Genomic DNA, 18,216 nt, shown 5'->3' with positions numbered 1-18,216 from the left:
GAGTAGAGTGCGGAGCCATTGCCATCTTTTTGAACACGCAAAAAAGCAGAGTAAGAAAGAGGATACTCTGCTTTCTTTCGCTTATTTAGCTGATTTTCGTTTGATTTGCCACTTTTCAATCTGGGTAGTTTTTGATATATTATCTGAAAGTTCAGATACTTATAATCGGAAGCGGGTGGTATGGATGATTTTTGAACGAAAACAGCTCAAAAGTGGTGAATGTCCTTATTGTGAAGGTGCTGGCTATTTCCAATTGCGCCTTGGTGGTACAGAAACATGTGATCATTGCACTGGTGAGGGAAAGTCATATGAAACAAAGGCTGCACAGCGCTAAAGCTGTGTGGTTTTTAATGTAAAGGGTTCGGAGTGCGCCAGCAAGGTTGATGATCGATGAAGTAGGCTTACTCGCGCCGCCTTAGATTGAAGCATGAGGGAAATATCACTGTTGAGGAGAAGCTGAATCAAGGAGTGGTAAAGGGTTCGGAGCGCGCCAGCAAGGTTGATGATCGATGAAGTAGGCTTACTCGCGCCGCCTTAGATTGAGTTCGTGGGAACATTGAAGTGGTTCTTGCGGGAGTGTGGTCTAAAGCAAAATCTTTAGGACGCCTGTTGGCCTATCTAAAATGTTTTGATGGAAGGTAAGCTGATATAGGTTTTGTAGATAAACACATTGTCAAGATTTCGTTGTTGACGCCTTCGTATCGTTTCAGTAAACTAACATTGATACGGAGGTGTAAGAGTTGAGTTTACCACAGTTAATTATTTCAATGATGTTATTTTTGATTTTATTTTTTGGGATCGGTTTTTTATTGAATATGCTGCTACGTTCTACGTGGGTAATGGCTATTATTTATCCGATTATTGTTATTACGATTGTTGATAATGTAAGCTTTTATAAATATTTCACGGCACCTCTTTCGTCGTTTGCGGCGTTAGGTCAGGATTTGATCGCACTCAAATTGGTCGATATTCTCGTTTTATCGAGTGGCTTATTTGGGGCCATTGCTGCGGGCATTGTGATTCGGATGTTGCGTGTTCGAGGCTATCAAATGTTTTAGGACAAGCGTTGTTAGGTTTCCTGTTAATGGGGAGCCTTTTTTGTTTTGTGTGCAGGTGAGTGTCAATCAAGTTGTTTCCGATTACCTGGCTAAAACCACGCAGAAAGAGGAAAATAAGGAACTGAGGGTCCGCGAGTGAGGTCAAGTGGACCGTGAGTCCGCTATTTGATGGAAAAGCGCGTGAAAAAGAGGTGAAGAGGACTTAGGATCCCTTGAATGAGCAAAAGCGCTTAGAAAATGTGGCTTGTGAATGAAATAAGGAACTGAGGGTCCGTTTGCCCCTCAAACAGGGCGAAAAAGCGGAAATAAGGAACTGAGGGTCCGGAAGCCCCTAAATCCAGCAAAACGCTAGCCACCTTACTAACTAAATTTTTCCTTCCATCGCCCATAACACTCGTTGACGAATTCCACCGTCTCTCCTTCCACGTAAAACCCTAACTACTCACCATCACTTTTACTCCGTCACTGAATATTTTCTTCAAAACTGGAGAAGCTTAGTCAGTGAGAGGAGTGGAAAGAATATGGAAATTGTCAAAATTATCGGGATAAGAGCAACAATGACAGCCCTTTTGACAGCGGCTTTATTTACTACATTTCATTCAATCTCAGGAGTCGGTGTAAAGGAACTGTCAGATTGGATTTATAAAGGACCATTTCAATTTGGACTACTAGATGCAAATCATAATGTAGAAGAAAGTGCAATGAAACAAACGGTGCTTCCGGAAAAAGAGCTCCCAGGCATTGTAGAAGCGTCACGAGCGATGTCTCATGAGGTCGTTGAATCAGACCCTGTCCCGATAGAAGAGGCGATTGATTGGAGTCGTTATCCGTCTGAGACTGTTGTCGCAACGGGCTATACGGCAGGAGTTGAGTCGACTGGTAAATCACCAGGACATCCGGGGTATGGGATTACGTTTTCTGGTGTACAAGTCACACGTGATTTATATTCAACAATCGCTGCCGATCCGGCTACATACCCCATTGGGACTGTTTTATTTATTCCGGGCTATGGCTATGGCGTTGTGGCTGACACGGGTTCGGCGATAAAAGGAAATAAGATTGACCTTTATTATGATACAGTAGAAGAAGTGTATGAGAACTGGGGTAAACAAGAAATTGAAGTATATGTTGTTAAAGAAGGCGATGGGCATTTAACAGAAAACGACTTACGCGCCTTGAATGAGGACGAATCTGTCCAAGTGTTCCGTAATCAAATGTCATTCTAATATAAAAGAAAGAGGTTGCCTCAAAAGGGGAGTCAACCTTTTGGCAACCTCTTATCAATATCAGATTTACTTATTTAAAAGTGGATCGATGCCATCATCGCTAGGGAACTGCTCCGGATGAAGGATCGCAGCGATTCGCTTTAATCCTAACAACAGACGTGGGGATGGGCGGCAGAACAATGGCTCTTCTAAAATATGAATGTTCTCCGCTTGGATCGCATCAAGCTCACTCCAACCCGGGCGCTTCTTGACGATCTCAGGGTTTACCTTTTGCTGTTGGACGCCGACCCAAACGAGGCAGATGTGATCAGGGTTACGACCTGCAACATCGTCCCAGTCGGTTTGTACACTAGGCTTGTTTTGGTCAGCAAATACGTTGTTACCACCAGCTAATTCACTAATCATCGTTAGCCAATTCGTCTTCCCTGGGGTAAAGATCGGCTTTGGCCACCATTCCCAGTAAAGGTTTTGGATGTCAACGCCTTTCGCTTGTTCAGCATACGAATCAATAAATTGGTGATAGCGCGTGACGAGTTCCTTCGCTCGCTCTTCAACACCTACAAGCTTCCCTAATCTTAATAAGTCTTCAGCTATTTCATCTAGCGAATTTGGTTGCAGAACAACATGAGGTATATTTCTTTCTTTAAGTGCTTCAACATTTTTCTCCATGCCTGGAACACTTAATGAGGCGACAACTAAATCAGGTTTGAATGTTTCTAGCTTGTCAATATCAATATTAAGATCTGGACCTAACCTTGGTAATGTCGTAATTTCTTTTGGCCAATCTGAGTAATCATCAACGGCGACAATGTCTGATGTGACACCTAAATAAGCAAGCAATTCCGTATTACTCGGGCATATCGAAACAATTCTCATCGGTTTTTCTCCCCTCTTTTTACCAATCTTTCTCTAATATACCACTGCATGAAGGGTAAGTGCGAGTACGATTCCTAATAAACCGCCAAAGAAGACTTCGATCGGTTGATGTCCTAGAAGTTCTTTTAATTCTTCTCGTTTTTCGGTTTCTTCCTTTTTCGGCCATGACTTCGCTTCTTCAACGAGCTTGTTAAAGTCAGTGACAAGCTGGTTTAATACCGTGGCATGATAGCCGGCATGACGGCGAATACCAGTCGCGTCAAACATAACGATAATTCCGAAAATCGTTGTTATTGCAAACAATGGGGAACCTAAACCGTGTTCAAGGGCAATTGCCGTTGATAAGGCGGTGACAGCTGCTGAGTGAGAACTTGGCATTCCACCCGTACTTGTAAGCAACCCCCACTCGACTTTCCTTGTAGCGATAAATGCGAGCGGAACTTTTACAAATTGTGCAATAAAGATGCTAAATAGTGCAGCCCATAAGGGGAAGTTGTGCAATAAATCCATTGGTTAACGGTCGTCCTTTCTTTACGCTTCTGTTAGTTCTTATTCTGTTCATTCTTCTACGGTATTACCCATTTACAAGGCTGTTAAATCTGTCACTCTCATGCTAAAATATGACAACAACACTATCGTGGAAGCTTATGTGTAAGTTTCACGTTTCGGAGGGTTGTCATGAGTGATTATCCACTTGAATATTACGAGTTCTTTATTAAATTCAATGAAGGTGATTATTATACCTGTCACGATTTGTTAGAAGAAATCTGGATGACGGAAAAAGATAATGGCTTCCTCAAAGGTCTCCTACAGATGACGGTCGCGATTTATCATTATGAATATGGGAATATTAAAGGTGCACGAGTCATGATGAATGCAGGTCACCAGTATATCCAGAACTATCGCCCATTTTTTTGGGGTGTCGACCTTGAAGAAGTCAATAACTTCATTGAAAGTTGCCTGTCAATTATACCACAGGATTTGGATCGTGTACCATTTGATCAAGTATCATCGCTCCCGAAATTACCAGAGCTCGCCCTCTATTTACACGACGACTAAACGTCGATAAACATTCGTTAGGAGATGAGATGATGTTTGAAGTGAAAACAGATATGACAGCGGGGACCGACCATGATGCTCTTCTCATCGGCTTGTTCGCTGATGATCGCGAGTTAACTGGTGTGGCAAAAACGATTGATGACCAGTTAGAAGGTCATCTCTCGTCGTTACTTAAGGATAAACAAATCAAGAAGTCTCATAAGGCTGTCACAAAAGTGTTTACACTCGGAAAAAGTGAGGCCAGGCAAGTGTACTTTCTAGGGCTCGGAAAGAAAGCAGATTTCGGTGAAGAGACCCTTCGTGAAGCGGTTGCTGCTGGATTTCGGCACATTCATAAAGACAAACCAACTGATGTTGCAATTGCCTTTGATTCATTGATGACCGATACGTTTGCCATCAGGGAAACGGCACATGTGATCACGGAACTGTTTGGGCTTACAAGCTATCACGTTGCCGATTATAAGGAAAAAACGAATGAAATTGAAACGGTGATTGAAGCGGTTACCTTTTATAGTCAACAAGACCTTGAAGCTGTAAGGGCAGGGATCACCTCGGGTAAGGTGTATGCAAGAGGCACGAACCTCGCGCGTGCACTTGTGAATACCCCGGCCAACTTAATGACGCCTACCGATCTCGCCGAACAAGCAACTGAAATTGCTGAGCGCCATCAGCTCGAGATCGATATTCTTGAGCGCGAAGATATGGAAAAACTAGGCATGGGTTCTTTGCTTGCTGTAGCAAGTGGCAGTGATGAGCCACCGAAAATGATCGTCTTAAAATTTCAAGGGAAAAGTGAGTGGGACGATGTGCTATGCTTTGTCGGCAAAGGTTTGACGTTTGACTCAGGTGGGATCTCCATTAAGCCCAAGGCATCGATGCATGAAATGAAAATGGATATGGGCGGCGGTGCAGCCGTTCTTGGTGCGATGGATGTCATCGGTGAGTTGAAGCCAGATGCCAATGTTCTCGCGGTCATCCCGGCAACGGAAAATTTACTGAATGGTTCGGCGTTAAAACCGGGGGATGTGATCCGTTCCATGAATGGAAAAACGATTGAAGTGCGCAACACCGATGCTGAAGGTCGTTTAATTTTAGCAGACGGGGTCACGTATGCGAAACAGCTTGGTGCAAGCCGGATCGTCGACGTTGCGACATTAACAGGTGCCGTGCTTGTCGCGCTTGGGGAATGGACGACAGGAGCGGTGACAAATGATGAAACCTTCGTCGAAGAAGTCCTTGAAGCCGGATACACAGCAGGCGAATGGATTTGGCGCTTGCCAGCTTTTACCCCTTATAAAGAATTGTTAAAAACGAGTGATGTTGCTGACTTAAACAACTCTCCGGGACGAATGGCAGGGAGCATTACGGCAGGGCTATTTATCGGTGAATTTGCAGAAGATACACCGTGGGTTCATCTTGACATCGCCGGTACGGCTTGGGCGAGTAAACCGTCAGCCATTGGACCAAAGGGTGGGACAGGTGCGATGGTGCGGACGCTAGCAAATCTTGCTCGTTCAAAATAAATAGTCATAAAATCAATGTAAACTTTATAGGTATAGAGAAACAGCATGAAAGTGTATGAATGATCGGAGCATTTTCTTGCTGTTTTTTTCTATCTATATATATAGACTATCTATACAAGCGATGGTTTGCCTTTAAACATTTTAAAAGTACCACTTTTTTCCTAGTGAGAGAGAAGGATATGAGATTATTGAAGAGAAACAAGACTTAAAATGTTAAAAAAAGGTTTGCAGTCGGCGGTGATAGATTTAAATAGGTAAATATAAGAAGATATGATGGTAGAACTCGTTTGAATGCCTCTAGTGATTACGGTATGATAATAGTATCTGATTTTGAAACAATTCAAAATAGATTGATAGTTTCATAGAAGCACTTAGGAGGGTGTGCCTTTGAAAGTCATTCGTGCGTTAGACAATTTCATAATGAGAGCAGAGGAGTTTATTTTAAGCTGGGCCGTCATTTTAATTTCAGTGATGGTCGTCGGTAATGTCCTGAGCCGAGAAATTCTCGGGAGGAGTTGGGTCTTTTCAGATGAAGTGAGTAACTTTGCTGTCATCCTCGCTACGTTTATGGGGATTAGCTATGCTGCTAGGAAGGGGCGACATATCAGCATGTCCGCGTTTTTTGACGTAGTCCCATTCAAAATTCGTAAAGCACTAGCAATCGTTATTCCAGGGGTAACAGCACTGATTTTATTTGGGCTTACGTATCTAGGCTATGAATACTTAATGTCCGTTTATGAGCGTGGCCGAGTAACTGCAGCTCTGCAAGTGCCGGTATATCTGATGATTATGTTTGTGCCACTCGGACTCTTCTTAGGTGGCGTACAGTTTTTACGAAATATGTGGATCAATATAAAAGAAAAAGATGTCTATCTCGCTACAGAGAAGAAAGATTATCAATAACCACTCGTAAAACAATAAATAGTATAGAGAGGAAAATCGTATGGTAGCTACATTATTAACCATCATGGTTGTTTTACTAGCATTAGGGTTTCCAATGATGATTCCGATGATCGTTGCGCCACTTGTATTAATGGTTATATTCTTTCCGAATTTAGACCCAATGCTACTTGTGCAACAAATGATGCAAGGGATATCATCGTATTCTCTACTGGCAGTCCCATTATTTATTTTTGCTGCAGATATTATGACATCAGGAAATACGTCGAAGCGGCTATTAGATTTTGTAGGGGCGTTTGTAGGGCACCTTCGCGGTGGGTATGCAATCACAACCGCTGCGGCCTGTACACTTTTTGGTTCAATTTCAGGTTCAACGCAGGCGACGGTTGTTGCAGTAGGGAAACCGATGAGACAACGCCTTCTATCAGTAGGCTATAAGGATTCAAACGCGATCGCATTGATCATTAATGCTAGTGACGTGGCTCTATTGATTCCACCGAGTATCGGCATGATCATCTATGCGCTAGCAACTGGGGAATCATTAAGTGAGTTGTTTATTGCAGGGATAGGGCCTGGTGTATTAATTTTCCTATTCTTTGCGATTTATAGTTGGATCTATGCAAAAATTTATAACATTCCGCTCGCTGAAAAATTACGGTGGGGCGAACGCTTAAATGTGACGAAAAAGGCATTGCTACCGCTTGGCTTCCCAGTGATTATTATCGGGGGGATCTACACTGGTTATTTCACACCAACGGAAGCGGCCGGGATTTCAGTTCTTTATGCATTAATTATTGAAGTACTCATTTTCCGTTCGATTAAATACAATGAAATTCCGAAAATTGCCTTATCAACAGGGCTAGTTACGTCGGCTGTATTTATTTTAGTTGCTGCGGGGCAAGCATTCTCTTATGTGATTCAATTTGCTAGAATCCCGAGAATGTTCTCAGAAGCTGTATTAGGCGGGGAACCGACAGCTTTAACGGTGTTGTTAATTGTGGCGATCTTCTTCTTTATCGGCTGTATGTTTGTCGATCCGATTGTCGTGATTTTAATATTAACACCAATCTTTTATCCAGTCGCGATGGACGCTGGGGTCGATCCCATTCATCTCGGTACGGTGATTGTCTTGCAAGCCGCATTAGGTTCTGCAACACCACCATTTGGGGTCGATATTTTCACCGCAAGTGCCGTCTTTAATAAGTCGTATTTGGATGTTATCCGGGGAACACCGCCGTATATCGTGATGTTATTAATTGCATCAATATTAGTTATTTTATTTGAGGAAATTTCACTCTTTTACCGTTACTTGATGTGACGGTAATCGGGTGAAAGCCTTAAAGATATAAAAATACTTAGGGGGTATTTTAATGAATTTTAAAAAGAGATCATTATTTGGTAGTTTAGCTATTGCATCAAGTTTACTGTTAGCTGCTTGTGGCGGTGGTGACGAAGCGTCAACTGATCCAGCAGATGATGATGCGACAGGTGAGGAAACATATGAGTGGAGATTTGCGACAGAAGAGTGGCCTGGACAAGTTCAATATGAGTATGCGCAAGAATTTGCGGATAAATTGAATGAAAAATCTGATGGTCGCATCAACATTGATGTATATGAATTCGGTGGACTTGGTAGTGAGGTTGACCAAGTTGAAATGCTACAAACAGGTGGCGTTGAATTCGGAATTATTTCTCCAGGGTTTACAGGTACACTTGTCCCTGAAGGAAACATTTTTGCCCTTCAATTCTTATTCCCAGATGATCTTGAATTGAACCAACAAATTTTAAATGAGAGTGAAGCGTTAAATACGCATTTAGCTGAAAAATATTTAGAGCAAGACATTATGCCACTTGCATTCTGGCATGAGGGTGCGATGCAATGGACTGGAAGCAGCGAGTTACGTACACCAGAAGATTTCGAAGGCTTCCAAATGAGAACACAAGAGTCACCATTAATTCTTGAGTCATATAGAGCATATGGTGCGGAACCAACTCCAATGTCTTGGGATGACTTATATTTAAGTTTAGAGCAAGGAATTGTTGATGGCCAAGAAAACCCAATCTTCTTTATTGAAGATGCAAACTTCCACGAAGTTCAAGAACACATGACACTTTCACAACACAACATCTATGTAACAATGACAACTGTAAACCCAACGTTCTTTGAAGGTCTTCCAGAAGATATTCAAGATATGATTCTTGAAACAACGGAAGAAATGAGAGACAGAGGGTATGAGATTCAAAAAGAACTAAATGAAGAGTTGCTTACAGTAATCGAAGAAGATACTGACAATCCTACAGAAGTAATTGAACTTACAGAAGAAGAGCGTGACGCATTTAGACAACAAGCATTACCAGTACGTGACTTCTATGTTGATGAAGTAGGCGAAGACGGTCAAATGATCCTTGACATGCTAGAAGCTGAAATTGAAGAAGCACTTAACGAATAAGTGAAACAGTAGAAACTGTCTCAGGAGGTGAACAACACCTTTTGAGGCAGTTTTTTTTATGCCGAAGTCGAGAGGAGTGTCCTTCATCGGGGTGATGAAGGACAAATCGGGAGTAGAAGCCGCGCTAAATGTCCTTCACATCCTAGCGCCCCAAACAGGCCTCCTCGCGTCGTTAAATGATTTATCAATAAAAAGTTAATATAATCATAAAAAAGTAATGAGATCAGCTAAACAAGCTGGAAATTCCTTCACTACCAGTAACACTTTACCGCGTTGAAGAATTTCATTGACACTCTTATAATCACATGATAATGTTATTAGTGTTTTAATATATTAATAATTTAGCGAATGAAAGTATTTAGGGGGGAACTTAAAAATGAATGCAGTGATAATAGCTGTTGTCGTTATGCTTGCGTTAAGCTTAGCGCGCGTTCATGTCGTCCTAGCATTGCTAGTTGGGGCGATTACAGGCGGGTTGCTTGGCGGACTTGGTTTAGCAACAACAATTGATGTGTTTAGTGAAGGGTTAGGTGGTAGTGCGTCCGTTGCACTAAGTTATGGTTTACTTGGTGGTTTTGCAGTTGCGATCGCCAAAACGGGCTTGCCAGATGCGATGGTGAAGCTTGCGATTTCATTAGTCGGAACAAAAGGGGATAGTCGTAAAAAAGCCGCTTCAAAGGCACTTATTTTCTTTATTATTCTATTAATCTCGTGTTTTTCACAAAACTTAGTTCCGATTCATATTGCGTTTATCCCGATTTTGATTCCACCGATTCTTAAGCTGTTAAATGAACTTGGTGTCGATCGTCGTGCGATTGCAACAATCATTACATTCGGGTTAACCGCTCCATACATTTTATTACCAGTTGGATTTGGGGCAATCTTCCACGATATTCTTGCAGATAATATTGTTGAAAGTGGTTTAGCGATTGACCGTTCCGATATCCCGCTTGCATTATCGCTTCCAATTGGCGGGATGATCATCGGTTTACTTGTCGCTGTTTTCTTCACGTATCGTAAGACTCGTACGTATCAAGATCATCAAATTGCGGTTGATGAGACCGATACACCTATCATGACTAAAAAATCTCTCATCTTTGCCGTCATTGCGATCCTTGCTGCGTTAGTTGTGCAGCTATATACAGACTCGATGATCGTCGCAGCATTAGCAGGTTTAATTGTTATATTTGCGAGTGGTGCAGCTGAATATAAGAAAGCCGATGACATCGTCACAGATGGTATGAAGATGATGGCTTTTATCGGTTTTGTGATGCTAGCAGCTTCAGGGTTTGCTGCGGTCATCCGCGAAACAGGACATGTTGAATTATTAGTGGAACAAGTAGCAGGGGTTATCGGTGACAACCGTGGTTTAGCTGCCGCGTTAATGCTAATCGTCGGATTGTTCATTACGATGGGAATTGGATCTTCATTTTCGACGATTCCAATCATTGCAACATTGTTCGTTCCACTTGGATTAGCGGTTGGCTTTAGTCCAATGGCGATCATTGCGTTGATCGGTACAGCCGGTGCGTTAGGGGATGCAGGTGCGCCAGCATCAGATAGTACGCTTGGACCAACAGCCGGGTTAAATGCTGACGGCCAGCACGATCACATTTGGGACACATGCGTACCAACATTTATCCACTTTAATGTGCCACTTCTTGTGTTTGGATGGATTGCAGCAATGATCTTTTAATCGTTTAAGTGGTGGTGCCTGGCACCTGAAGGATGGTGCCAGGCACCATCCTTTGTGTTATAATTACCTAGGTAACTTTTTGTTTACCTAGGTAATTTTTTTATTAGAGGTGATTATAATTGTAGTAAATCATCAGTTGTTTCATTCGCTTCATCAACTGTCACGCTTTTTAACGAAACGGGCGAACCAAGCGTTGCAGCCGTTTGACCTTTATAGCGCACAGTGGTCTGTGATTTATGCACTAAAGATGAAGGGGACGTTAACACAAAAGGAATTATGTGAATACTTAGCGGTGGAAGCACCACCATTAACCCGTAACATTCAGCGACTCGTTAAAAAGGGCTATGTTAGACAAGTAAGTGGCGAGGATAAGCGCCAAAAGAAGATCGAACTCACCGAGGAGGCACTTGCTGAATTTCCGAAGTGGGAGCAAGCGATTATGAGCGTAAACCAAGAGCTCATTGCCAATGTCCCGCAGCAAGCGGAAGCACAGCTAGAAGAATTACTAACTGGCTGGTTGTTGGCAATTAGTGAGCAGGAGGGGGCTAAGGATGAATGAACGGTTATGGACCAAAGAATTTGTCGCGATTTCCCTTTGTAACTTTTTTCTATTTCTCGGTTTCTACTATTTACTTGTGACGTTACCGATTTATACACTCCAAGAGCTTGATGGCAATGAGACGCAAGCAGGGCTGATGGTCACCGTATTTTTGATTACAACCATTATTGCCCGTCCGCTAGCTGGGAAGTGGGGTTTTGTCATCGGTAACCGCAAGCTATTAACGATAGGGATGATGATCTTTACCGTGTCATCTGCGTTATATTTGCTATTTGACTCGATTGCAGGAGTGCTTGCTGTCCGTTTGCTTCATGGCATCGGTTTTGGACTGGCAACGACGGCGACAGGCGCAATCGTTTCGCAGGTGATTCCAGATTCGAGAAAAGGTGAAGGGATGGGATACTATTCGTTATCACTTAACCTTGCTGTAGTGTTGGGGCCGTTCTTAGGTCTAATCGCCGTTCAGTGGGGAAAAATGATGCTATTTAGTATCGTGTTACTCGGTAGTATACTAGCGATTGCGATGAGCTTTTTGTTGTCAAAGGAATCCGCTCTGCAGCTTTCTGAAAAGCCGCATCCAGAACCTGAATCGACACCAACTGCACCAAAAAAATCGACGCTGATTGAAAGCTCAGCAATTAAGATTTCAATCGTCGCAGCCTTTTTTGCAATTATTTATTCATCGATCTTATCGTTTGTTCCCGTACATGCCAAAGAGGTTGGTTTACTTACGGTATCAAGCTATTTCTTTGTCGTCTATGCAGCTGTCATGCTTTTGTCGCGTCCTTTTGCTGGTAGATGGCTCGATCAATACGGTGCGAATGTGATTGTTTACCCATGTATCATTTTTTTCGCAGTAGGATTGTTTCTCTTAAGCATTTCGCAGACAGCGTTGGTATTTTTACTCGCTGCCGCGTTTATCGGGATCGGCTGGGGAACGCTCTTCCCGACATTTCAAACAATTTCTGTACAAAAAGCCACGCCAGAGCGTAGAGGGGTGGCGATGGCGACATACTTATCAATTTTTGAACTCGGTGTTGGTTTTGGTTCATTTATTGTTGGGGTTGTCGTTGCACAAACGAGCCTACAAGCGTTTTACTTTGCAGGGGCATTTATCGTGCTATTCGGTATCGCTGTCTATGCATTGATGCATGGCAGGTCGGTGTTACAAGAACCGAGACAAGGGCTCACCAAAGAGAGTTAATGACATCTTAGAAAACATCAGGAAAGGGGATGAATAGATGCCATTCGTAAGGTTCAAAGGCTTTGATAAAGACGTGGTAAAATCATTTGCGCCGATGCTTGCTCAACGATTTGCAGTGATTGCTCATGTACCGGTAGAAAAAGTGAAAATTGAGTTGTTGCACATCGAATCGATCACCGAGACGCCAAGTTCGGTAGAGATCATGATGTTTCCGCGTGAACAAGGTGTCTATGATGCGCTAGCGGAGATGATCGATAAATTTGTTTCTGACTATGGCTATCAGGATACACATATTTTCTTTATTCAGCTTTCACCACACCTTTATTATAAAGAAGGAGCCCCGCTTCAAGGTGGTCCCTTGCAAGATGCTTCCTACCATAATCAATGCTATCAGTTCAATCGTTAAGTGACGAATTTACGTGTAGATTTGAAATTGCTCAAATTTAGAAGCGATGTAATCGAGATCGAAAATGAAGTCATTAGCGATTAGGAAAATGACGGTGATTAAACATAGAAATAACCCTAAAGTGACTCTCGCTTTGACCATTAAATCCCTCCTTTTGACCATTTACTAGATATATAATAGTGTACAATAAGATCGGTAATGTGAGGGAAAATGAGTGATATCTACAAACTTTTACATTTTTTTCTCAAAAGTGATCAAAAGTTGAAACTTTTTTTGCCTTCTATCGTCTATGTAAGTAGAGAGTAAACAAAAGGGGTTTGTCATTCATGTGGAAAGCAATTGCAATCATGGCAGTGGCTGTTGTTCTCGCATCCTGTCAAAACGTCGATGAACAGCAATTATTCAGTGATTACCGCGAGGTGTTAGGGACGGTTGATGAGTTATTTAGTAATCATGCACGAGCAGGTGGGGTCTTTTACAATCAAGACTATCAAACGGAGGACGAGGTCAGAGCGTTGCTAGAGGGAAAAGTAACGAGTGACGGAATCGATGAGATCATCAGTAATCTTTTCAGAGAGGAAGAGGGAAGGTTGGTCTATAACGAGCCGTTTCAACAGTATTTGCAGGAAGCCAATTACGATACCGTTGCACCGGTTGACACCGGTTCATATTACCGTACGGTGTGTGAGACCATTTTGAACCCTGGTTTGCAATTAATGATCGTAGAACAGTTTGAGGTTGAACCAAACGATGAAGCGATTTTGCTCATTGCCGAAGGGGGACATGTTTACTTTTATGATGAGGCAGATCCGTTGCAATTGGAACAATACCAGCGCTACGGGTACCCGCCTCATGACACGATTACTGTCGCCCTTTCCTTTATCCGTGAGCGCGATCGTTATTTACTTGATAACTATCGGATTTCCGCTGGCTAGTGACTCAGGCCCCTCTTGTCTATCAACATGGGGCCCGAGCGGACCGAAATTCTTCTACCACCCAAAATCACGAAAAGCGCGCTGTCAGGAGTAATAACGGAATGAGTCCGTAAAATCTCCATAACAGCGCGCTTTTTCTAATGGCCTAATCCTCTAATTAGGACACTTTTTTCGTTGCTGGGTTTGTATGTAACGATGACTTCCTAATCACAGCATAGATGCGTGGGGCGATCATCGCTACAAAAATTGTTAAAATAAAGTCCTTCACAAATGGTGCGGCCATCCAGCCCCAAACCACTCCGTATGGCATGTTCTCCAATGAAGCAAGGAATTGGTAGGCGAAATACATATAGTTTGTCCCAAGGATGTAATTGATCGCGAGTCCGATAAAGGCAGCGATGAAAAAGGTCATCTTTGTCGGTTGTTCTTTGGATTCAACCATTTTTCCGATTACATAAGCGATAATAATAAAGGATAAAATAAATCCGAATGTAGGGCTTGTTAAAATACTAAATCCACCGCGGAAGCCTGCAAAGACGGGTGCGCCTGCAAGACCAATCAATGTATAGACGATCATTGAAACGGGACCTAAACGGCTCCCTAATAATGCGCCAGCTAAGGTTGCGAAAAATGGTTGCAATGTGACTGGGACGCCGCCGATCACGATAAAGGATGTCACATTTGCACCGATCGCCATTAGGGCAGCGAACATTCCGACTAATACGATATCAAGTGCATTAAACTTTCTTTGGTTCCTTCCCATATGTCCACCTCGTTTGTTGTTTTGGTTAACAATATCATAAGAAAAGTTGACCTATATGTCAACCTGAAAAATGATTACGATAACAATTCGAGCAAGTTGACGTTCCTAGTTGTTCGAATTATCCTTTTTATAAGGTATCTTTACTGTTGGAAGGAGGATTATGATGTTTTTTGGCAACAAACCTGCAGAGCAGGAAGGTCGTGTCCCGCCGAATCAACGAGTCACAGATGGTTGGCCTGTCTTGCATTACGGCAATGTCCCTTATTATGAGGACCTTTCAAAGTGGGATTTGCAGATTTTTGGGCAAGTCGAGAATCCGAAACGGTTTACATATGATGAACTCATGAGTTTGCCACAATCGAATTCAAAAAATGATATTCATTGTGTAACGGGATGGTCAAAGCTAGATAATGAGTGGGAAGGCATCGCAGTCAAAGACGTAGTCAAGGATGTTGGCATCAAAGACACAGCTAAGTTTGTTTTACTTCATGCTGAAGAAGGCTGGACGACAAACTTACCCATCGAAGACTTCCTTCGTGATTCAAGCCTGCTCGCTCATACGCATAATGGCAAAACTTTAACACCTGAACATGGCTTTCCGATTCGTGTCGTTGTGCCTCATTTGTACTTTTGGAAAAGTGCAAAATGGCTCCGTGCAATTGAATTTAGAGAAAACGATGTGCCAGGATTTTGGGAAATGAATGGCTATCATATGTATGGAGATCCCTTTAAAGAACAGCGCTTTAGTTGGGATTAATCAAGGCATTTCCGACGTTCAAAGTGTTTATGTTCAATTGTTTGAATAGTCATGAAATATTCATGTGATCACACTTCTAAAAATGGTAAACTATAAAAAAGTCTCTGGTGATTGGATCAGAGACTTTTTTTATAACCATTTTGGGGAGTGGAATGATGAGGTTTATGTGGAGGTATGTGTATCGAAAGAAGAGCCCTGGCACTGTTTTCATCCTTTCTGTTTGTTTAGTCATTGCTTTTCTTTTGATCGGTGTTGTTAATCCTGAAGGTTTATTTGAAACTGCTGATTTTTTACTGATCGGTATTATTGAACGGTTTGGTTGGTTTTACATGGTGGCAACAGCAATTTTCGTTGTCGTAGCGCTATATCTAGCATTTGGGCGCTTTAAAGATATTAAACTTGGAAAACAAGAGGACCATCCGGAGTATTCGTTTTATACATGGATTGGAATGCTATTTTCAGCTGGTCTTGGTGTCGGTTTTGTGTTTTGGGGAGTCGCTGAGCCTGTTCTATATTATATCGATTCACCAGCAGGCATCACGCCGCAAACGGGTGAGGCAGCGGAGGCGGCCTTGCGTTACAGCGTTTTTCATTGGGCACTGCATCCGTGGGCGATTTTTGCACTTGTCGGTTTAGTTCTTGCCTTTCTCAAATATAAAAAGGATCAACCGCCACTAATTAGTTCGGCGTTTATCCCGCTATTGGGGGAGCGGGCGACAGGGCCAATTGGTAAAAGCATTGATGTCCTTGCGGTCCTTGCAACAGCGACAGGAGTGGCGACGACATTCGGGTTAAGTGCATTGCAGGTTAGTGGGGGACTTTCGTATTTAACCAACATTCCTAATCATATTTTGACACAGCTAAGTATTATTGCAATTGTATCAGTATTGTTTATGTTTTCAGCTGCAACGGGTGTTAATAAAGGGATTCGCTACTTAAGTATTACGAACTTAACGATTGCGTCAGTGTTACTCGTGTTTATAATTTTGATCGGACCGACTGTGTTTATCTTTGATAATTTAATAACGACGATTGGAGGTTACCTTCATCAGGTGATTCCGATGAGCATGACGATGACGCCGTTTACCGATAGTGATTGGCTCGGAAACAATACGATCTTTTATTGGGCATGGCACATTACGTGGGCACCTTTTATGGGCATTTTTATTGCGCGAATCTCCCGCGGACGAACGATTAAGGAATACATTTTTGGTGTCTTAGTCGTACCATCAGCGGTTGCGGCCATTTGGTTTACCGCTTTTGGAGGCTCGGCCTTATATTTAGAAATCATTGAAGGTGTTATGATTTCTGATATGGTCCGTAACAGTGTCGAATTGGCTTTATTTGCGACGCTTGGTGAATTTCCATTAGGAACGTTCATGAGCGTTCTCGGATTGGTGTTAATTATCATTTTCTTTATCACTTCAGCTGATTCGGCTACATATGTTTTAGGAAGTTTAACCTCGCATGGGAGTTTGGAGCCAACCATGCTTGTAAAAGTCATTTGGGGTGGCTTAATTGCTGGCATTGCAGGTCTGCTGTTAGTGAGCGGTGGTTTGGAAGGACTACAGACGGCATCGATTTTAGCAGCACTTCCTTTTACAGTGGTTATGCTCGTCATGATGGTTTCGATGTTTAAGCTCCTAAATCAAGAGCTTAAAGGTGCAGCTAGTGAGACACAAGAGGCTGATCACGAAAATAAAAAACTTGGCTCTTAATTTTTTAGTGCATACCGTTCAGCAGATAGGGAATGATAACAATAACTTTCAAGGTGATAGAAAGCCTTTACAGCGTAGTGATTGTTAGATAGGATGGGTAGTAAAATACCCTCGTCAAAACTTGCATATAGACAGAATAGGAGCGTACATGAGTAAAGTAAAAATAGTTACCGATTCTACGTTAGATATCTCGGATGAAATCTTGCGTCAATACAATATTGAGGTTGTTTCATTGTCCGTGAATATTGAAGGGGAGAGCTTTCTCGATCGTGTTGAGATTACACCGTCACAATTTCTTGAAAAGTTAAAGCAATCAAAAGAATTACCGAAAACATCACAACCGGCTGTTGGGAAATTTGTTGATGTGTACAATCGGCTGGGTGCTGACGGTAGTGAGGTGCTTTCGATTCATATGACAGAAGGGATGAGTGGTACCGTCGCCTCAGCGAAAAGTGCAGCGGAGATGGCAGATGCAAAAGTAACTGTCGTCGACTCACGGTTTATCTCACTAGCGCTTAGTTTCCAGGTGATCGAGGCGGCAAAGATGGCAGAACAGGGCAAGTCCGTGAATGAAATCGTTGAAAAATTGGACAAGGTTCGAGAGGCAACGAGCTTATATTTGATGGTCGACACACTAGAATATTTAGCAAAAGGTGGACGTATTGGCCGTGGCAAGGCTTTGCTCGGTTCGATTTTAAATGTAAAACCAATTGCTTCACTTGCTGATGGTGTTTATACCCCTGTCACAAAAGTGCGCACGTATAATAAAATGATCACCTATTTTCGAAATATGTTTGAAAAGGAAACCGAAGGGCGGACAGTGAAAGCGATAGGAATTGTCCATGTGGATGCCTATGATCTTGCTAGCCGCTTAAAAGCTGAACTTGAGAAATTAACATCTGTTGAGGTGACGCTTTCAGAAACCACCCCTGTCATAAGTACACATACGGGACCAGGAGCTTTGGCCCTGATGTATTATAGTGAATAAGTAATCAAAGTCAGTCTCATCATCGGGGCTGACTTTTTAGATCGATGGTGAGGAATGGTCGTTGAGGTGGGATACTCAACCCTCCTCAATTTTAATTA

Annotated in this window: 20 protein-coding genes; 16 read left to right on the top strand and 4 right to left on the bottom strand. The window is 42.5% G+C overall.

Annotated features, from left to right (window positions below; translation table 11 throughout):
* Positions 1-184: 184 nt before the first annotated feature.
* From KH400_RS02105 to spsC, 3 genes are all read left to right on the top strand, one after another.
* Positions 185-334 carry a YuiA family protein gene (locus tag KH400_RS02105; RefSeq protein ID WP_217221514.1) on the top strand — a complete coding sequence of 50 codons (150 nt, stop codon included), beginning with the start codon at positions 185-187 and terminating at the stop codon, positions 332-334.
* Between the two features lie 406 nt (positions 335-740).
* The gene (locus KH400_RS02100; protein WP_217221513.1) at positions 741-1,058 is read left to right on the top strand and encodes a YuiB family protein; all 318 of its coding nucleotides are present in this window, start codon (positions 741-743) and stop codon (positions 1,056-1,058) included.
* A 521-nt stretch (positions 1,059-1,579) separates the two neighbouring features.
* Complete coding sequence (spsC, locus tag KH400_RS02095) at positions 1,580-2,284, top strand: stationary phase survival protein SpsC (protein WP_217221512.1); 705 nt, start codon at positions 1,580-1,582, stop codon at positions 2,282-2,284.
* 66 nt (positions 2,285-2,350) lie between these two features.
* On the opposite strand, the gene KH400_RS02090 is transcribed toward spsC, so the two are convergent.
* Positions 2,351-3,160, bottom strand: coding sequence for a cobalamin-binding protein (locus tag KH400_RS02090; RefSeq protein WP_217221511.1), 810 nt, complete (start codon positions 3,158-3,160; stop codon positions 2,351-2,353).
* A gap of 33 nt (positions 3,161-3,193) precedes the next feature.
* Entirely contained in the window at positions 3,194-3,670 is a 477-nt protein-coding gene (locus KH400_RS02085; RefSeq protein WP_217221510.1) for a divergent PAP2 family protein, read from the bottom strand.
* A 168-nt stretch (positions 3,671-3,838) separates the two neighbouring features.
* Here KH400_RS02085 and KH400_RS02080 point away from each other — a divergent pair, with 168 nt between their 5' ends.
* The 9 genes from KH400_RS02080 (at position 3,839) to KH400_RS02040 (ending at position 12,957) form a co-directional block, all read left to right on the top strand.
* Positions 3,839-4,219, top strand: coding sequence for a DUF309 domain-containing protein (locus KH400_RS02080; protein ID WP_217221509.1), 381 nt, complete (start codon positions 3,839-3,841; stop codon positions 4,217-4,219).
* 32 nt (positions 4,220-4,251) lie between these two features.
* A complete protein-coding gene (locus KH400_RS02075; RefSeq protein ID WP_217221568.1) occupies positions 4,252-5,742 on the top strand; it encodes a leucyl aminopeptidase in 1,491 nt (496 codons plus the stop codon).
* Positions 5,743-6,123: 381 nt separating this feature from the next.
* Positions 6,124-6,645: a TRAP transporter small permease gene (locus KH400_RS02070; RefSeq protein WP_312889002.1), complete on the top strand. Its 522-nt coding sequence runs from the start codon at positions 6,124-6,126 to the stop codon at positions 6,643-6,645.
* A 40-nt stretch (positions 6,646-6,685) separates the two neighbouring features.
* The gene (locus tag KH400_RS02065; RefSeq protein ID WP_217221507.1) at positions 6,686-7,960 is read left to right on the top strand and encodes a TRAP transporter large permease; all 1,275 of its coding nucleotides are present in this window, start codon (positions 6,686-6,688) and stop codon (positions 7,958-7,960) included.
* 52 nt (positions 7,961-8,012) lie between these two features.
* Complete coding sequence (gene dctP, locus KH400_RS02060) at positions 8,013-9,092, top strand: TRAP transporter substrate-binding protein DctP (protein WP_217221506.1); 1,080 nt, start codon at positions 8,013-8,015, stop codon at positions 9,090-9,092.
* 376 nt (positions 9,093-9,468) lie between these two features.
* On the top strand, positions 9,469-10,788 hold the full coding sequence (locus KH400_RS02055; RefSeq protein ID WP_217221505.1) for a Na+/H+ antiporter family protein: 1,320 nt from the start codon (positions 9,469-9,471) through the stop codon (positions 10,786-10,788).
* A gap of 109 nt (positions 10,789-10,897) precedes the next feature.
* On the top strand, positions 10,898-11,347 hold the full coding sequence (locus KH400_RS02050; RefSeq protein WP_312889001.1) for a MarR family winged helix-turn-helix transcriptional regulator: 450 nt from the start codon (positions 10,898-10,900) through the stop codon (positions 11,345-11,347).
* A complete protein-coding gene (locus KH400_RS02045) occupies positions 11,340-12,551 on the top strand; it encodes an MFS transporter (RefSeq protein ID WP_217221504.1) in 1,212 nt (403 codons plus the stop codon). The genes KH400_RS02050 and KH400_RS02045 overlap by 8 nt, the downstream gene beginning before the upstream one ends.
* Positions 12,552-12,588: 37 nt before the next feature.
* The gene (locus KH400_RS02040) at positions 12,589-12,957 is read left to right on the top strand and encodes a DUF1904 family protein (RefSeq protein ID WP_217221503.1); all 369 of its coding nucleotides are present in this window, start codon (positions 12,589-12,591) and stop codon (positions 12,955-12,957) included.
* A 9-nt stretch (positions 12,958-12,966) separates the two neighbouring features.
* Here KH400_RS02040 and KH400_RS25245 read toward each other — a convergent pair whose 3' ends face one another.
* Entirely contained in the window at positions 12,967-13,098 is a 132-nt protein-coding gene (locus KH400_RS25245) for a hypothetical protein (protein ID WP_281418623.1), read from the bottom strand.
* A 185-nt stretch (positions 13,099-13,283) separates the two neighbouring features.
* Between KH400_RS25245 and KH400_RS02035 the strand changes: the two genes are divergently transcribed.
* A complete protein-coding gene (locus tag KH400_RS02035; protein ID WP_217221502.1) occupies positions 13,284-13,892 on the top strand; it encodes a hypothetical protein in 609 nt (202 codons plus the stop codon).
* 157 nt (positions 13,893-14,049) lie between these two features.
* On the opposite strand, the gene KH400_RS02030 is transcribed toward KH400_RS02035, so the two are convergent.
* Positions 14,050-14,655, bottom strand: a complete 606-nt coding sequence (locus KH400_RS02030; protein WP_217221501.1) for a biotin transporter BioY — start codon at positions 14,653-14,655, stop codon at positions 14,050-14,052.
* Positions 14,656-14,818: 163 nt separating this feature from the next.
* Here KH400_RS02030 and KH400_RS02025 point away from each other — a divergent pair, with 163 nt between their 5' ends.
* The 3 genes from KH400_RS02025 (at position 14,819) to KH400_RS02015 (ending at position 18,118) form a co-directional block, all read left to right on the top strand.
* Positions 14,819-15,412: a sulfite oxidase-like oxidoreductase gene (locus KH400_RS02025; protein ID WP_217221566.1), complete on the top strand. Its 594-nt coding sequence runs from the start codon at positions 14,819-14,821 to the stop codon at positions 15,410-15,412.
* A gap of 176 nt (positions 15,413-15,588) precedes the next feature.
* Entirely contained in the window at positions 15,589-17,130 is a 1,542-nt protein-coding gene (locus KH400_RS02020; protein ID WP_312889000.1) for a BCCT family transporter, read from the top strand.
* 148 nt (positions 17,131-17,278) lie between these two features.
* Positions 17,279-18,118 carry a DegV family protein gene (locus tag KH400_RS02015; RefSeq protein WP_217221500.1) on the top strand — a complete coding sequence of 280 codons (840 nt, stop codon included), beginning with the start codon at positions 17,279-17,281 and terminating at the stop codon, positions 18,116-18,118.
* The last annotated feature ends 98 nt before the right edge of the window (positions 18,119-18,216 follow it).

The sequence above is a fragment of the Desertibacillus haloalkaliphilus genome, from assembly GCF_019039105.1.
Classification (GTDB): Bacteria; Bacillota; Bacilli; order Bacillales; family KJ1-10-99; genus Desertibacillus; species Desertibacillus haloalkaliphilus.
Note: the sequence above shows the minus strand (reverse complement) of the source record. Positions and strands in the feature narration are given on the sequence as shown.

Excerpts from the sequence above, each read along its gene's own strand:
- KH400_RS02025 (WP_217221566.1), top strand. The coding sequence starts at position 14,819 with ATGTTTTTTGGCAACAAACCTGCAGAGCAGGAAGGTCGTGTCCCGCCG.
- KH400_RS25245 (WP_281418623.1), bottom strand. The coding sequence starts at position 13,098 with ATGGTCAAAGCGAGAGTCACTTTAGGGTTATTTCTATGTTTAATCACC.
- KH400_RS02080 (WP_217221509.1), top strand. The coding sequence starts at position 3,839 with ATGAGTGATTATCCACTTGAATATTACGAGTTCTTTATTAAATTCAAT.
- dctP (WP_217221506.1), top strand. The coding sequence starts at position 8,013 with ATGAATTTTAAAAAGAGATCATTATTTGGTAGTTTAGCTATTGCATCA.
- KH400_RS02085 (WP_217221510.1), bottom strand. The coding sequence starts at position 3,670 with ATGGATTTATTGCACAACTTCCCCTTATGGGCTGCACTATTTAGCATC.
- KH400_RS02090 (WP_217221511.1), bottom strand. The coding sequence starts at position 3,160 with ATGAGAATTGTTTCGATATGCCCGAGTAATACGGAATTGCTTGCTTAT.
- KH400_RS02035 (WP_217221502.1), top strand. The coding sequence starts at position 13,284 with ATGTGGAAAGCAATTGCAATCATGGCAGTGGCTGTTGTTCTCGCATCC.
- KH400_RS02045 (WP_217221504.1), top strand. The coding sequence starts at position 11,340 with ATGAATGAACGGTTATGGACCAAAGAATTTGTCGCGATTTCCCTTTGT.
- KH400_RS02030 (WP_217221501.1), bottom strand. The coding sequence starts at position 14,655 with ATGGGAAGGAACCAAAGAAAGTTTAATGCACTTGATATCGTATTAGTC.
- KH400_RS02105 (WP_217221514.1), top strand. The coding sequence starts at position 185 with ATGATTTTTGAACGAAAACAGCTCAAAAGTGGTGAATGTCCTTATTGT.
- KH400_RS02055 (WP_217221505.1), top strand. The coding sequence starts at position 9,469 with ATGAATGCAGTGATAATAGCTGTTGTCGTTATGCTTGCGTTAAGCTTA.
- spsC (WP_217221512.1), top strand. The coding sequence starts at position 1,580 with ATGGAAATTGTCAAAATTATCGGGATAAGAGCAACAATGACAGCCCTT.
- KH400_RS02065 (WP_217221507.1), top strand. The coding sequence starts at position 6,686 with ATGGTAGCTACATTATTAACCATCATGGTTGTTTTACTAGCATTAGGG.
- KH400_RS02015 (WP_217221500.1), top strand. The coding sequence starts at position 17,279 with ATGAGTAAAGTAAAAATAGTTACCGATTCTACGTTAGATATCTCGGAT.
- KH400_RS02040 (WP_217221503.1), top strand. The coding sequence starts at position 12,589 with ATGCCATTCGTAAGGTTCAAAGGCTTTGATAAAGACGTGGTAAAATCA.
- KH400_RS02075 (WP_217221568.1), top strand. The coding sequence starts at position 4,252 with ATGTTTGAAGTGAAAACAGATATGACAGCGGGGACCGACCATGATGCT.